At 61.0% G+C, this 14116-nt stretch carries 9 protein-coding genes and 4 pseudogenes; 4 read left to right on the plus strand and 9 right to left on the minus strand.

Annotated elements, in window-relative coordinates; genetic code table 11:
• Nucleotides 1–403 precede the first annotated feature (403 nt).
• The gene (locus RX329_RS36775; protein WP_317245190.1) at nucleotides 404–583 is read left to right on the plus strand and encodes a hypothetical protein; all 180 of its coding nucleotides are present in this window, start codon (nucleotides 404–406) and stop codon (nucleotides 581–583) included.
• A 217-nt stretch (nucleotides 584–800) separates the two neighbouring features.
• Here the strand turns inward: RX329_RS36775 and RX329_RS36780 are convergent, their stop codons facing one another.
• On the minus strand, nucleotides 801–1181 hold the full coding sequence (locus RX329_RS36780; RefSeq protein ID WP_317245191.1) for a hypothetical protein: 381 nt from the start codon (nucleotides 1179–1181) through the stop codon (nucleotides 801–803).
• A gap of 271 nt (nucleotides 1182–1452) precedes the next feature.
• On the opposite strand from RX329_RS36780, the gene RX329_RS36785 reads away from it, so the two are divergent.
• Nucleotides 1453–1704: a hypothetical protein gene (locus tag RX329_RS36785; RefSeq protein WP_317245192.1), complete on the plus strand. Its 252-nt coding sequence runs from the start codon at nucleotides 1453–1455 to the stop codon at nucleotides 1702–1704.
• 82 nt (nucleotides 1705–1786) lie between these two features.
• Here RX329_RS36785 and istB (RX329_RS36790) read toward each other — a convergent pair.
• A pseudogene (istB, locus tag RX329_RS36790) lies at nucleotides 1787–2544 on the minus strand (IS21-like element helper ATPase IstB).
• A gap of 15 nt (nucleotides 2545–2559) precedes the next feature.
• A pseudogene (gene istA, locus RX329_RS36795) lies at nucleotides 2560–4099 on the minus strand (IS21 family transposase).
• Between the two features lie 443 nt (nucleotides 4100–4542).
• Between istA and istB (RX329_RS36800) the strand changes: the two are divergent.
• Nucleotides 4543–5286 (plus strand): IS21-like element helper ATPase IstB, encoded by a 744-nt coding sequence (gene istB, locus RX329_RS36800; RefSeq protein ID WP_317245193.1) that lies wholly within the window; start codon nucleotides 4543–4545, stop codon nucleotides 5284–5286.
• 265 nt (nucleotides 5287–5551) lie between these two features.
• Here the strand turns inward: istB (RX329_RS36800) and RX329_RS36805 are convergent.
• From RX329_RS36805 to RX329_RS36830, 6 genes and pseudogenes are all read right to left on the minus strand, one after another.
• Nucleotides 5552–5846 (minus strand): annotated as a pseudogene (locus RX329_RS36805) (transposase); the annotation flags it as partial.
• A 700-nt stretch (nucleotides 5847–6546) separates the two neighbouring features.
• Nucleotides 6547–6717: pseudogene (locus tag RX329_RS36810) on the minus strand (aspartate aminotransferase family protein); the annotation flags it as partial.
• Nucleotides 6718–6749: 32 nt separating this feature from the next.
• Entirely contained in the window at nucleotides 6750–8000 is a 1251-nt protein-coding gene (locus RX329_RS36815) for a serine hydrolase (RefSeq protein WP_317245194.1), read from the minus strand.
• Between the two features lie 89 nt (nucleotides 8001–8089).
• Complete coding sequence (locus RX329_RS36820; protein WP_317245195.1) at nucleotides 8090–9316, minus strand: RidA family protein; 1227 nt, start codon at nucleotides 9314–9316, stop codon at nucleotides 8090–8092.
• 126 nt (nucleotides 9317–9442) lie between these two features.
• Nucleotides 9443–10189 (minus strand): class II aldolase/adducin family protein, encoded by a 747-nt coding sequence (locus RX329_RS36825; protein ID WP_317245196.1) that lies wholly within the window; start codon nucleotides 10187–10189, stop codon nucleotides 9443–9445.
• 63 nt (nucleotides 10190–10252) lie between these two features.
• The gene (locus RX329_RS36830) at nucleotides 10253–11227 is read right to left on the minus strand and encodes a D-2-hydroxyacid dehydrogenase (protein ID WP_317245197.1); all 975 of its coding nucleotides are present in this window, start codon (nucleotides 11225–11227) and stop codon (nucleotides 10253–10255) included.
• 1828 nt (nucleotides 11228–13055) lie between these two features.
• Here RX329_RS36830 and RX329_RS36835 point away from each other — a divergent pair.
• Nucleotides 13056–14060 carry an ABC transporter substrate-binding protein gene (locus RX329_RS36835; RefSeq protein ID WP_317245198.1) on the plus strand — a complete coding sequence of 335 codons (1005 nt, stop codon included), beginning with the start codon at nucleotides 13056–13058 and terminating at the stop codon, nucleotides 14058–14060.
• The last annotated feature ends 56 nt before the right edge of the window (nucleotides 14061–14116 follow it).

The following is a 14116-nucleotide window of genomic DNA, read 5'->3' on the forward strand; positions in this document are numbered from 1 at the left end:
CGATTGGGCTGATGTAGCCGACGGCCGAGTAGCGACGCGTTCCATTGTACAACAAGGCTCGAGGACGCCCACAGGACTGTTCTTCGCGAAGTTCTTTATCGAGATCATCCCTGGTTTGGTCGGCGTTTACGTTCATGGAAGGGTCGAGAAGGCTGATGATGTTGCTTTCCGTGGCTCTCTGGATGGATCGCAAACAGATCGGCGCCCGGAAGGTTCAGCGTGAATGTTTGATCGGACGGCCTGCCGTGACGGCGAGCCTTTGACAGCTCAGCCGTTTGTCAGCATTGACACACTTGCGGCGCTCTGCGCTTCTCGATCTTGGCGTAGAAGGATCGAACGCCGTCAGCGGCTTGCTTTCTGTGGCATTCCAGAGCCTCTCACGACCAGAATCGGGGAGACACTCATGTCACGGCAGGCGGCAATGCGAGGGAGCGGGTCCGACAGGCGCTCTGCTGGCTCCACGAGATGCAATCTCGATCTGCCGGTGAAGCAGTCCAACGGCGACACGGCTTGGCGGCGACCGAGTTACTTCGCCATCCACCGGATCATGGAGAACCCGTTCTACGGCGGCGCCTATGCCTAAGGTAAGACGGCTGTAGCGCGGGATACAGCACTGCGGGGATGAGCGTGAAGATCCGCCGCAAGGCGCGGACCGAATGGCTGATGCTGAAGCCCAACTCTCACGAAGGGTATGTGAGCTGGGAGAAATTCGAGGCGATTCAGTAGGCATTACGGCGCGGCCAAGCATGGTGACGTGCTGTTGGTCGCTCTGATCCGGTGCAAATGCTGCGGTCGTAAGCTCACGCTCCGGTACTCCGGCATGGAACCATATTCCGCGCCACAGCTGCAGCCGCGCCTGGAAGGACGATGGCGGGGCCCACTGCATCGCCTTCGGCGGGTTGCGCGTCATTGATGCCATCGAAGAAGCGCTGCTTGGCGTCATCGGTCCGGGTGCTGTCGCTGCTGCAATCGCCGCCGCCAAGGAAGCCAGGGAGCGGCGCGACCAGGTGCGCGATGCTCTCAATCGCGACCTCGAAGTGGCGCGCTATGCCGCCGACCGGGCGTTCCGGCAAAATGAGACCGCTGATCCCGCGAACCGGCTGGTGGCCTGTGAGCTGGAAATCCGCTGGAACAGGGCGCTCGCTCACACGGGCGAGAGCGAGGGCAAGATCGCCGTGCATGATGTGGCGACGCCCGCACCCATTGCTGATCCTGCTTCGTTCGGCATTCTGCTTCGAACCTCAAAACGATCTGGGATGCGCCGACGACGGTTGCTCGTCTTAAGAAGTGCATTGTGCGCACCCTCATTCGTGATGTCGTGGCCGATATCGACGACGTGGCCTCGGAGATCGTTTTCATCATCCATTGGGTGGGTGGCGCCCACAGCGAGTTGCGCTCGCCGAGCGCCGGCGCGGACAGCGCAACAGCACCTCTGCAGACATCATCCAGGCCGTGTATCAACTGGTGCTGATCGCCAGCGACGATCTGATTGCCGGCCTCCTCGATCGCAACGGCCTCACCACCGGCAACGGCAATCGCTGGACCCGCGAGCGCATCACATCGATGCGCTCGAACTACCACATCCCGGTGCTCAAGCTCGCGGAGGACGGGATCGAGCCATGGCTCAATCTTAGCAACGCCGCAAAGCTCTTGAAGATCGCGCCCAAAACGCTCCGGCTTGCCGCTGAATGCGCATTTCGCTGATGGTGAGCGGTGATTTCACGCGATGGTGAGCAGGCATTTCGCGCGATCGTGAGCAGCCGCTTTGGCCGACATGGTGATTGGGTCAGGGGTTTGAGTTGGCGTCAAGAGTTTGATTGCGGGCGTTTTGTTTTCGCATGCTTTCTCCGGAGAGTTGAAGGCGGTGAGCGTTGTGAACGAGGCGGTCCAGGATGGCGTCGCCGAGGGTTGGGTCGCCGATAACGTCGTGCCAATGTTCGACGGGGACCTGACTGGTGACGATGGTGGAGGCGCGACCGTGGCGATCGTCGAGGATCTCCAGAAGGTCGCGCCGTTCGGGCGGATTTAGAACTGACAGGCCCCAATCATCGAGGATTAGGAGTTGAACGCGGCCGATGGTTTTAAGCAGTCGGCCATATCGGCCGTCGCCGCGAGCCAGGGCAAGTGCCTCGAACAGACGCGGGACGCGATGATACTGGACCGAACGATTGTCGCGGCAGGCCTTGTGGCCGAGGGCGCAGGCAATCCAGCTCTTGCCGTGCCCGGTTGCCCCTGTGACGAGCAGGTTCTCGTTGCGGTCGATCCAGTCGCCGCCGACGAGCCTGGCGAAGACGGCGCGATCGATACCGCGTGGCGTGCGCAAATCGACGTCTTCCACGCATGCGCTCTGGCGCAACGCGGCGTGAGACGGGTCGTGAGACGTTTGGTGTCGCGCTCGGCGGCTTCGCGATCGACCAGCAATCCGACGCGCTCCTCGAACGACAGGGCATCGAGATCCGGTGATCGTCGCTGCTCCTGGAGGGCCTTGGCCATTCCGGTCAAGCCGAGCGTAATCAGCCGTTCATGGGTCGGATGTGTCAGCATTGGGGGGTCTCCCTATCAGTGGAAATAGCCCTGACCGCGGATGTTGCCGTGGCGCAGGGGCTGGTGGTCGGAGGTCTCGTCGAGAAAAGCGCGATCAAGGCCGCTCTTGAGGATCGAACGGATCGAGGCGACGGAGCGAGCCTTGATCAGGATGCCGCGTCGGCAGGCGGCATCGACACGCGCGTTGTCGTAGCTCCTGGCCAGCGACAGGATACCGAGGCAGGTGCGAAAGCCTTGCTCGGGATGCGGCCGGGCCGCGATGACGGCCTGCAAAAACGCCGCGGCAGAGGGACCGATCTTCTCGCCGGCAGCGATCAATCCTCCCGGCGTCCATTTGCCGTAGCGGCGGTGGGCGCTCGGCATATGATCGGCGATGGTGGTATGGCCACGCCGGTTGGGCGCGCGGGCGTGGCTGGCGATCCTCTGTCCCTTGTGGAAGACCTCGATGGTCTTGTCGGCGATGCGGACATCGACGAGTTCACGGATCAGCCGATAAGGGGGTGGAATACCAATGGCCGTCGATCTCGACATGATAGTCGGGCGCGACGCGGCAACGCTTCCAGCGCGCAAAGACGTAGGGCTGGTCCGGCAGTTCTCCCAGCTTGGGACGATCGATCTCGGCGAACAGCTCGGTCCGGCTGGAGCCAAAACCGCGCATCTGGCGGGCGTTGAGTTCGACGACGAGGCCGCGGATGGCCGCATTAAGCTCCACCAGGGAAAAGAAGCGCTGGTTGCGCAGGCGGGCCAGGATCCACCGCTGGGCGATCTAGACGGCGACCTCAACCTTGGCCTTGTCCTTTGGCCGCCTCGGTCTCGCCGCCAGGATCGCGGTGCCGTAATGACCGGCCATCTCGGCATAGGTTCGGTTGATCCCGGGATCGTAGCGATCGGGGTTGGTCACGGCGGCCTTGAGATTATCGCAGACCACGAACTTCGGCACGCCGCCGAGATACCTGAACAGGTTGGCATGCACGCCGATCCAGTCGGACAGGCTCTCGCTTGGGCAGGCCTCGGCGTAGGTGTAGTTCGAGGCCCCCATCGCCGCGACGAACAGCTTCATGGCGCGCACTTCGCCGGTGATGGGATCGAAGATGTCGATGGTGTCGCCAGCGAAATCGACGAACACCTTCTCCCCACCGATGTGGGTCTGACGCATGCTCGGCTGCGCCCGCTGCTTCCAGGCCTCGAAAGTCGTGCAAAACCAGGTATAGCCAAAGCCGTCTGGATTGGCGGCGCGATACTCTTCCCACAACAGCAGGCGTGTCACGCTGCGCCGGCGTAGCTCCTTCTCCACATAAACCCAGTCGGGGGACGGTCGTCGGTCGCTTTGCGAGGCAGCCTTTGGCGCCGGGAACAGCAGCAGCTCCAGGCCCTCGTCATCCATGCCCTCCGGCAGCGGCCAGCTTAGCCCGGCAAGGCGGGCGCGACGCACGTAGCCATGCACGACACCATTGCTCACTCCTAACGTCCGCGCGATGACGCGCTCGGTCAGGCCCTGATGCCTCAAACGTAGAACTTCTCGGATCCGGCGCATCGACAATCTCTGGGTAGGCATCAGGCTTCCTCATTGGTTGAATGAGAAACCCGTAGCCCGGTTGAGTTGTCGGCCGAAGCGTCCGGCACCGCCAACCGGTGCTCACGATCGCCTGAAATCGCTGCTCACGATCCTCTGAAATCGTTGCTCACCATGCGGTGAAATCCGTGCTCACGATCCCGCGAAACACGCACGCTGAAGCCGGCGAAATCGATTCCATCCATCCACTGCCGGATGGTCCTTGGATCTTCGCCCACAACTCGCTCATAGCACCTGTTGCTCAATTAATCGCCGAACGAGCGCGCTCGGGCGCTGCTGCTCAACGCCCGTTCGTACAAATCGGTCGCCGCCATCCTCAAAAACGGCACTGACAGGACCGCGCCGCCCGCCGAGGAGGCGCCCATCCTCTTCCACGCGAACATCCGTGGCCGCACTTACCACAATTGATCAGGAGAGATATCAGCATGCTCATTCATCCCACCGTCGATCGTTTGCGCGCCCTCGGCCTTGCCGGCATGGCCGACACCTTCGTCGAACTGCAGAACAATCCCGAGGCGGCCGAGATGCCGCACGCCGATTGGCTCGGCCTCCTCGTCGATCGCGAGGTCACTGCCCGCGACAACCGCCGCCTTACGCGCCGTTTGAGCAGCGCCAAGCTGCGTCAAGCGGCCGCCGTCGAGAACGTCGACTTTCGCACCGCCCGTGGTCTCGACCGTTCGCTTTTCCAAACCCTCGCCACCTGCCAATGGATCCGTGAGGCCAACCACCTGGTCATCGTCGGCCCAACCGGCACCGGAAAGTCCTGGCTTGCCTGTGCGCTCGGCAACAAAGCCTGCCGCGACGGCTTCTCCGTGCTCTACAAGCGGGCACCCCGCCTGTTCGCAGATCTCGCGCAGGCGCGCGGCGAAGGCCGTCTGGCCCGCCTGATCACGGTCCTCGAGCGCGTCAATCTCCTCATCCTCGACGACTGGGGACCTGAACCGCTTACCGCCGACCAGCGCCGGGATCTGCTCGAGATTGTCGATGATCGCTACGACAAGGGATCCTTATTGATCACAAGTAAGGTCCCCGTATCGCAATGGCACGACGTCATTGCCGACCCCACACTTGGCGATGCGATATTGGACCGCATCATTCACAATGCCCACCGCATCGAACTCAAGGGCGACAGTCTGCGGCGTCAAGCTGGTGAAAAGAAAAAGCCGTGAGCACCTCCCGCACGATCGTTCCACCGGCCCACAGGCCCCTTCGGCGCGCGTCGCTGCGTCGCTCGTGGGGGCACTCCGCGCCGCGCACGGGGCCCTCCCATGGACCGCCGGAACGATCTTCGAACCAACCCGCCAGCCTTGACGAGGAGGCCGTTTCCAGCACACATAAACTCGTCAGTCGTGTTCGTCTCCAGTGATCGCCATCATCTGGAATCCGTGATCACCATCGCCTGGAACGCCTGATCACCATCTCTGGAATGCGCACGTCGGAGACGACGAACTCGACGGTATGCAGGCCGCGGGCCTTCAGGCCTTCCAAAAACTCCTTCCAGCTCGACCGGCTCTCCCGGTTGGCAAGCTCGAGCGCGAGCACCTGACGCCGGCCCTCCCAGTCGACCCCGATCGCGATCAGCACCGCCTGGCTCGCGATGATGCCATCGTCCTCTGACGCGCTCGTAGCGGGCGTCCAGGATCAGATAAGGGAACGGCTCCTTGAGCTTGCGTTCGCAGAACGCCTTCAGCGACGCATCCAGCCGCTTGTTGATCGCGCTGATCGCAGAGTCCCCCAAGCCCAGGAGCATCTTACAACCTACCATCTCCGTAGGCGTCTGGCGCACGGACCTACATCAGTGCGCATGCTAACGGAAGCAGCACAGTCGCATGCTAACGGAAGCAGCAAAGTCGATTGCACTGCGTGGAGCGGAAGCCATGGTCGTAAATGCATTATTGGTTCAGCGACTAGCCAGCGCGCGAACAGAGACACACAGTTCGCTGCGGGAAACGCGTCCCTCGAGGAAGTATCGCCGCAGCAGGTCAGGATCGTGATAGTGCCGCAGTTCCGGCCAGAGCGCCAGTTCCGCCACATTGAGGATTGATTGCCGCGTCCGCAATCATCGGTATCGAAGACTTGTTGATCGATCCATTTTTGGATGGAGTGCGCGTCGCTTGCAACATCGCGTAATCCCAAAGCAGCATTGGAGAACGACTCCCCTACGACCCGGTGGTCGCTCACCTCAGCTTAGCTTGCGCGAAGCAATACAGGTGCATCGGAGTATCCGCCCCTGACTGCCGGAACTGCAGAACGACTTAAGCGATCAATCCAACTTTCACCGGTAGCCAACCGAAGACCGACGTAATCGCAACGACGTGGGTTCGGCCATATGCGGGATCTTCACGAGACTTTCGGCGAAGTCGAAAGTTGCGCGTAAACTAGCGTCGTCGGCTGTTGCTCAACGGTCGCGGCAAATCTGCGGCCTCGCGACCGCCATTGACACACCACAGCCCTGCAGAGCCGTCGAGCGCTTTGCGGCCATCGATGGTCGTGTAGTGCATGCCTCCGGCGGAGACGCCGCTGCCTTGAACTGCCTGGCCGTGAACGGCATTCAGAATGATTTCGAGCTGAAGCGTGTTTGAAATCCGGTGAACCGTCACAGTGGTGTTCCCTTGCGTGACAGTCCTGCCGACTAAGCGCGCAGCATCCGCCCCAGAGCAAGCATCTGAGGCAAAGTGATTGGGTCGTTGGCGACACTCGACGCCACCGGGTGCGACGCGAAGCGTGCGACCACCATCTCCGCCTTAGGTGCGACATAGAGGCGTTGGCCGTGGATGCCCTTGGCTTCAAAGGCGTCCAGCTCATTGTGGCTCACCCACCACATGTTCCGATACGAATAGCCTGGCAGCCACGCGTAGTGGAATTTAGCGGGGTCATCGCCCTTTCGCACCTCGTGCGCCACGGACCTGGGAATGAGCTGCTTTCCATTCCACTCGCCTTCGCAACGCATCAGTTCGCCAAAGCGCGCGAGGTCGCGCAGGCTCGCGTTCAGACCGCCGCCGACCAACGGCATTCCGACCGCGTCGACAAGGACGTAGGCGTCCTCCTCGCAGCCGAGCGGCGCCCACAGCCGCTCTTGCAGCAACTGTGCGAACGAGCGGCCGGTCACGCGCGCCATCACCCAAGCCATCACGTCCGTGTTGACGGTCTTATATGCGAACTCCTCGCCGTGCGCTCCCTCCTTCTTGACGGTGCGCAGGTAGTCGCATAATGTCTGTGGCCCGTCGTAGCCGACTGGCCGCGGCCGTCCACCACAGGCGCGCGAATACGCCCGAACGCCGGAGCGCTCGTCGTCATAGATCTCCGTGTATGCCAGACCGGTCTGCATATCCATCACCTGGCGCAGTGTCGCATTATCCCAAGCAGTCCCGCGCAGCTCGGGCAGGTAATGCGGAATCACCTTGCCGTCATCGAGCACGCCCTCGTGCACGAAGGCCGCGGTGAGCGTACCCGCGTACGACTTCGTGACCGAGAAGCATGCGTGCGCCAAGTGCGGCTCGAGTGCGCCGAAGTAGCGCTCGTACACGATGCGCCCGCGATGCAGCACCACGATGCCGTCGCAGTAGGTGTCGAACAGCGCCTCGTCGAAGCGGCGGGTACGGCCGCTCATATCGTCGAATGTGAGTGCGTCGATGTTGGCTGCCTTGTCGCTGCGATCGAATGGCGAAGGCCCGCCCCGCCCGCGCCACACGTTGACACTCGCCGCAAGCTCACGCCTGTGCGACAATGACCAGCGGATCTGCGGGAAATTGAGGAAAGTGCCGCCCTCGAATGTGATACACTTGTCTGCTGGCGGGGGCGCACCGCGCATCCAGCCGAGGTCGCGCGGATCGGACGCGCGGCCGTCGAGGTAACGTTTTCCGTCGAATTCGAGGAAGGCCATTGACTTCGTCTCCTCCTCCGCATTGCCGATAGGGCTATGCCGCTTGAGATCTCTCACGATTTTGTTCCTGCGTTTGCGGACGCAAGCGCTCAGCCTTGCGCCACGCCCCAGATCTCCACAGTAGTCCTGGGATTGTGCATCATGGGCTTCGGCACCAGTGTCATGGGCGGAAGGGCGCCGCCCACGCAGTCGGCGAGGGTCTTGGCAAAAGCGATCGTCTCAGCTTCGGTACCAGTTGACGTGAAATAGCAGACCATGAGCTTCAAGTCCGAGGGCGCCCGACCGAACGGACGCAGGAGGTCCTCGATATAGCTCATAGTGAAGCGGGTCTGCGGCATGAGCTGGCCTTCCATGACGGGTTGCCCTTTGTTGTCGTAGGGTTGCGCAGGCACCTGGCCGCCGAGCCACACCGTATCGCGCAGCCGGATGGCTTGGCGGTAAGGTGTAGCGTAGGTCCAGTCCCACACGCGTGCGGGCCAGTGGTCCTCACGCGGGATGTACTTGTCGTAACCGTTCCGCAACTCGCGCATAGCCATGACCTCGACCTTGGTCAGAGCCTCCTTTGGATTGAGGCGGTGGCAGGGGACTACGGTCCCAGCGGGCCCAGGCTCGCGGAAGTGGCTCGCCCGCGCCTTGGAGAGCGGCATCCATTGTTCGCGCGTGTTGCCGAAGTAGTAGCCTTCCAGCTTGACGCTGTCCTGGAGCGAAGCGCCGAGCGCCGCCAACGTCTCAGCGTGTTTCTCCATGATGAAGTGGCTCTGGCCGACGCCATCCTCGGGATGAAGCACCACGCCATTGGCATCTTCTGCCGTGCGGTTGGCAACGGCGATGAACTCGCCCGCGCGCAGCCCACCCGTGACCGTTCGGCCGTTGAAGAGAGCCCGTCTCTGCGGCGGCACCGGACGCGGCACCGCTCGAACATCGGCATGCGTCCGCCAGCTGCGCTGGGCGATGGCCTGGATCTGGATCGTCTGGCCGGAAAACGGCTGCAAGGGCTCGGGCATCGTGCTGATCGCAGGCATGGGATCCACTTTGAAGAAGCGTGCCAGTGCTGCGATCACCTCCCAATCGTCGCGTTCAGAGGTGTAGTGCGCCTTGAGCCGCACCACGTCGTCGAGCGTGCAGGATTCGCTAGCGAGCGCCTCCGCCACGTTGGCCATTGCGCCCTTGATCTGCTTGTCGAGGTCGCCCGGATTGCGAATCCGTCCCGCTGTGTCGAAGTCGCCCGCGCCGCCGACAAAGCTCAACTCGCCTGCGCTAGCGGACAGATGGTGGGTGTCCGCGATGGGAAGATGCCATATGATCGGCGCAGTCATGTAGTTCTCCAATTCAACAGTCGATCGAAGTTGCCACCACATCCGCCGATATTGAGCAGGATGCTTTCACAGTTCTTCTCTGAGCTCGCACCAGAGCGGTCCCACCCCTGCGAGCCCTGACGACCATCAGGTCGCGTAATCCGGGCTGATGCGATCGAGGCGCCGTTTGAGGGCCGCCCACGTGCGGGAACCATAGCTCTTGCTCTCGCGATAACCGTTGCTCTGCGCCACGGTGTGAGCGACGACCTCATCAGGCGGCAGCGTGATCTTTTGCCCGCCCTGCGTGGCGGCGATCTGGATGCGGCAGGATTGCTCCAGGTAGTACAGGTTGTGGAACGCCTCAGCCACGGTGCGCCCGATCGCGAGCAAGCCGTGGTGTTTTAAGATCATCACCTCTTTCTCGCCGAGATCACGCGCCAGCCGTTCTCGCTCGTCTAGGTCATCCGCGATGCCTTCAAAGTCGTGATAGGCAATGCGCCCGTAGAGCTCCATCGAGGTTTGGTTCAGCGGCAGCAAGCCTTGGTCCTGCGCGGCCACGGCCATGCCGGCCAAGGTATGTGTGTGCATCACACAATGGGCATCAGCACGGTTCATGTGCACGGCGGAATGGATCGTGAAGCCGGCGCTATTGATCTCGGACGCTTGCTCTTTCTCGAGCGCATGACCATCGGGGTCGACGACAACCAAGCTTGACGCGGTAATTTCGTCGAACATCATGCCGTACCGATTGAGCAGGAAACGATCTTCTTTACCAGGCAGGCGGGCCGACAAATGAGTGTAGATCAGATCGTCCATGCCAAAATGGGCAATCAGGCGATAGGCTGCGGCCAGATCGCAGCGAATCTCCCATTCTGGGCTGTCGATATTGCGCATGTCGTTTCTCCTCTTTATCTCTTAAGCCAGACCACGATTGTCTCGAAGCGCCGACCGGGTTGATCAGTATCCTCGCTTTAGGTCGATCACGTTTCGTAGCGGCTTGTTTTCGAGGAATCGCTGCAGATTGTCGCCGAAGATCTCCAGAACGCGAGTGTTATAGTCGCTCAGCCAACCCGCAACATGTGGAGTGACAATGACGTTGGGCATCGCCCAGAGCGGACTATCCGCTGGAAGTGGCTCTCGCTCGAATACGTCGAGGAGAGCTCCGGCAATTGTGTTCGCCTGGAGTGCCTCGATGAGCTCGTGTTCTGCAATTACCGAGCCGCGGGCGATGTTGATCAGAAAGGCATCCCGCTTCATGAACTGAAGCTGCTCGCGCCCGATTAGCCTCGCGGTTTCCGCAATGTGTGGAACAGCAAGAACGACGAAGTCCGAGAGCCGCATCAGCTCGGCGAGTCCCTCCGGTGGGAAGAGCCTGTCGATGCCCCGAATCGGCTCGCTTACATCGCGTTTCGAGCCGATGACGGTCATGCCGGCGCTCTTGCCTCGACGTGCGATGCAGGCGCCGATCGATCCGAGCCCGACAACGCCGAGCGTCCGCTCCGAGAGGGGGGCGATCGATCGCGGACGCCACTCCTTGCGAGATTGCTCTCGCATGAACCGCGGGAAGTCCCAATGCAGCATTGTCATGCCCGCCATAACGAAGTCGGCGATGACTTCACCGTGCATACCCCGGACATTGGTGACGATGAGGTCACCGATGCGGTCGCGAAGCGGCATGACCGAGTCGACGCCCGCGCTGGCGCACTGGAACCAGCGCAACCGCCGCGCTTTGTCGAAGGCCGCGACAGGAAAGCTGTGTGCGACGAGAACGTCTGCCTCCGCCACATGCTTATCGAGCGACGCCGGATCCTTAGCTGTCAACACGCGAACATGGGGGAAGCGCTTGTGGATGAACGCGGCATGCTCATCTGCGCCGAAGGCATAGAGGAGGACCGTGACGACATCGTCAAGCGCGGATGTGGAGGATGGCATGACCTGACTTATCCGAATCAAACTTCTTTGACTGAGCTAACGCCACTGCAGAAGCGGCAACCGAACTGGATGAGGCTACAAAGATCTTCTGCGATGCATACATTCCCTACCTGTGATTACTCAGTTACATTTCTCAGAGCGTTCAGATCACCTCAAGTCGACACGCACACGGCTATCACTTCCGCTATCTTTGAACAGACGTTTTCTTCGATGCCGTAAGTCATTGAACATTCTTGGGAGTGTTTGATAGATCGAACATCGCACCCGAGCTGACGTAGGCGGCGGATCCGACTCATTTGGCGTGGAGTGCCGTTAGCCCACGGCCTTGCCGGCGACCTAGAGCAGCCGGAAGCGCTGGCCCCCGGGGGGGTGAATTCGGGAAAGAGTACGAAGGTCTCCGCGGGCTGATCGGCGAAGACATAGTTGTTGTGGATGAAGGCCGCGGTGGTGAGCTGTGCACTCCGCAGTCCGCTTGGAGGATGGCCTTGGGCCTTGGAAGCCGGCCACGACGCGGCGAACGCCAGAGTTCAGACGCCCTGCCAGCTTGAGCGTGCTGTGCGGTTATGCTTTGGACCGAGTAATGCTAGCGATCACGTTCGGTCTGATCGCCGCCGCACGACACCTGCTCGGTCGGCAACGTTTGAGGATGAAAATGCTCTTCACGACACCGGCCCCCGGGTCGCCGACGATAGTTGGACAGAACCTATGCTGTTCCTCGCGTTGTCCATTACTGTTCCTGGTCTTCCTCTCTTCGGCGGCCTAGCTCACCTTTGCGCCGCGTTGCATCTACTGATGATATTATTTCCTGTTTCGGCAGCCCCGGCCTGCGCATCGAATTCGCTTGTACGTCCCCATCCAAGCCATTGTGGCCGGAGGCTTCGACAGTTGGGGAACCGCAATGGGCGGAGCACGATTTTGGCACCAGGTCGCCAGACTGGATCAAAGTCCCCCCAAAGTCTAGCTCCTCCGGCTAAGCAACGGCTCCGTCGGGGCAGCGTGAAGCTCTTGCCCCCCTTGCGCGGCTGCGATCTGAATGCGGCGGGTTTGCTCCGGTAGCACATGTGGTGGAACGGGCAGCTCGAACGCGATGGGTTGCGATTCGTCGCCGAGCTTGAACTGACTAAAAAGCGCTTCACCGCCGCGACAAATGCCGATCCGAATCGGGTGGACCGCACGCCCAAGCCGCATTCCCGCCGACCTCAGACGACGGAAAACAAACGGGAGAAGCGATCGACTAAGGATTTGCCTTCCCCATCTGATCTACTTCTCAGATGACCTCAGTACGAGCTCAGAAGACGAGCAGGTGCTTCCGCTAACGTCCTAAAGAGTGACCGAGAACGTTGTTTGATTTAGAAAGCACCACCGATAAGATTCAAAGACTTACGGCCTCGAAGAAAACGTCTGTTCAACCATGGCGGCATCGATAATGTCGACGTGAGAATTGATCGCTCTCCAAAAAAAATACCAAACTTAGGCAATGGAGTTCAGGGGGAGCCAAAAATGGACCGGCACAGTTACTCAATCGGTGCGTACATCTGAGGGGTTGCCGCGCGCTTGCGGGGGCTAGCGAGCACGACCACCCTCTCATGCCGAACGCAAACCGCCGCATCACTGACCATGATCGGGCTTTGCCCGGGTTTCACGAGCGTCATTGTGCGCACCGGCTACTAACGCAAACACGTTCCTACAATGATTTTGCCTTCCGAGGGATGAGACCATGCACAACCATCGTTCTCCACTGCTTCTCAACCGCCGCCGCGCCGTCGGCCTGATCACCGCCGGGCTTGCAGGACCCTTCGTCGTCCGCTCGGCAGGCGCCCAATCCACCTTGCCCGAGCAGACCACCATTCCAGATACCTTAAAGGGCTCGGGAGAGCTCCGTATCGCCAACTATGGTGGCACAACGCATGAGGCACAGCAGAAGGCTTATTTCGAGCCTTTCGAGAATGCGACGGGCATCAAGGTTCGGGTCTTCCCGAGCGCCGATACGACCAAAGTCAAGGCGATGGTCGACACCGGCAATGTCGAGTGGGACCTGATCCACACCAGCCGCGGCGGGATCATGAGGCTGATGAAGACTGGCGATTATTTCGAGAAGATCGACTACTCGCTGATCGACGACGGCGTGGCCAAGGAGCACCGCTTCGAATATGGGGTGGAGCATTTGGTGTGGGCCAACGTGATGGCCTACCGCACCGATGCGTTCAAAGGCGCCGCGCCTGGAAGCTGGGTCGATTTCTGGGACACGAAGAAGTTCCCCGGCGATCGTGCCATGTACGGCATCGGCGCTGGCATGAATCCGGAGTTGGAATGCGCGCTGATGGCGGCCGGAGTGCCGGCCGACGCGCTCTATCCGCTCGATGTCGACAAGGCACTGGTAAGCTACGACAAGATCAGAAAGAGCATCGTCAAGTGGTGGGACACCGGCGCCCAGCCGCCGCAGATGCTGACGGACCGGGAGGTCGTCATGACCACGGTTTGGAACGGCCGCATGGCGGCGTTGCAGGAGCAAGGACTGCCGGTCGCGATTTGCTGGAATCAAGGACTGGCCATGCGCGATGCGTGGGGAATCCTCAAGGGCGCCAAGAATAAGATGAATGCCATGAAGTTCGTGGCCTATTCAACCATGGCAATCCCGCAGGCACGCTTCGCGCTCACTATTCCCTACGGTACGGTCAACGACGGCTCCAACAAGTACATTCCGCCCGAGCGACAAAAGGTGCTGCCTAGCGCGCCCGATATCAAGAAGCAGCTCGTGCCCTACGATTACGACTGGTGGACCGATAACCGCGATATGGTCAGAGCCAAGTTCACCAAATGGATGCTGGGCTAGTGCGCCCGTCTCGATCGTGGTGAAGGGCCTAGGGTCAACCCCAACGGATACTGTAT

Source organism: Bradyrhizobium sp. BWC-3-1 (assembly GCF_032917965.1).
Taxonomy (GTDB): Bacteria; Pseudomonadota; Alphaproteobacteria; order Rhizobiales; family Xanthobacteraceae; genus Bradyrhizobium; species Bradyrhizobium canariense_D.

What these genes read in the sequence shown, in the direction of transcription:
- RX329_RS36775 (WP_317245190.1), top strand. Translation starts at nt 404, where the DNA reads ATGTCACGGCAGGCGGCAATGCGAGGGAGCGGGTCCGACAGGCGCTCT.
- RX329_RS36780 (WP_317245191.1), bottom strand. Translation starts at nt 1,181, where the DNA reads ATGCACGGCGATCTTGCCCTCGCTCTCGCCCGTGTGAGCGAGCGCCCT.
- istB (WP_317245193.1), top strand. Translation starts at nt 4,543, where the DNA reads ATGCTCATTCATCCCACCGTCGATCGTTTGCGCGCCCTCGGCCTTGCC.
- RX329_RS36815 (WP_317245194.1), bottom strand. Translation starts at nt 8,000, where the DNA reads ATGGCCTTCCTCGAATTCGACGGAAAACGTTACCTCGACGGCCGCGCG.
- RX329_RS36820 (WP_317245195.1), bottom strand. Translation starts at nt 9,316, where the DNA reads ATGACTGCGCCGATCATATGGCATCTTCCCATCGCGGACACCCACCAT.
- RX329_RS36825 (WP_317245196.1), bottom strand. Translation starts at nt 10,189, where the DNA reads ATGCGCAATATCGACAGCCCAGAATGGGAGATTCGCTGCGATCTGGCC.
- RX329_RS36830 (WP_317245197.1), bottom strand. Translation starts at nt 11,227, where the DNA reads ATGCCATCCTCCACATCCGCGCTTGACGATGTCGTCACGGTCCTCCTC.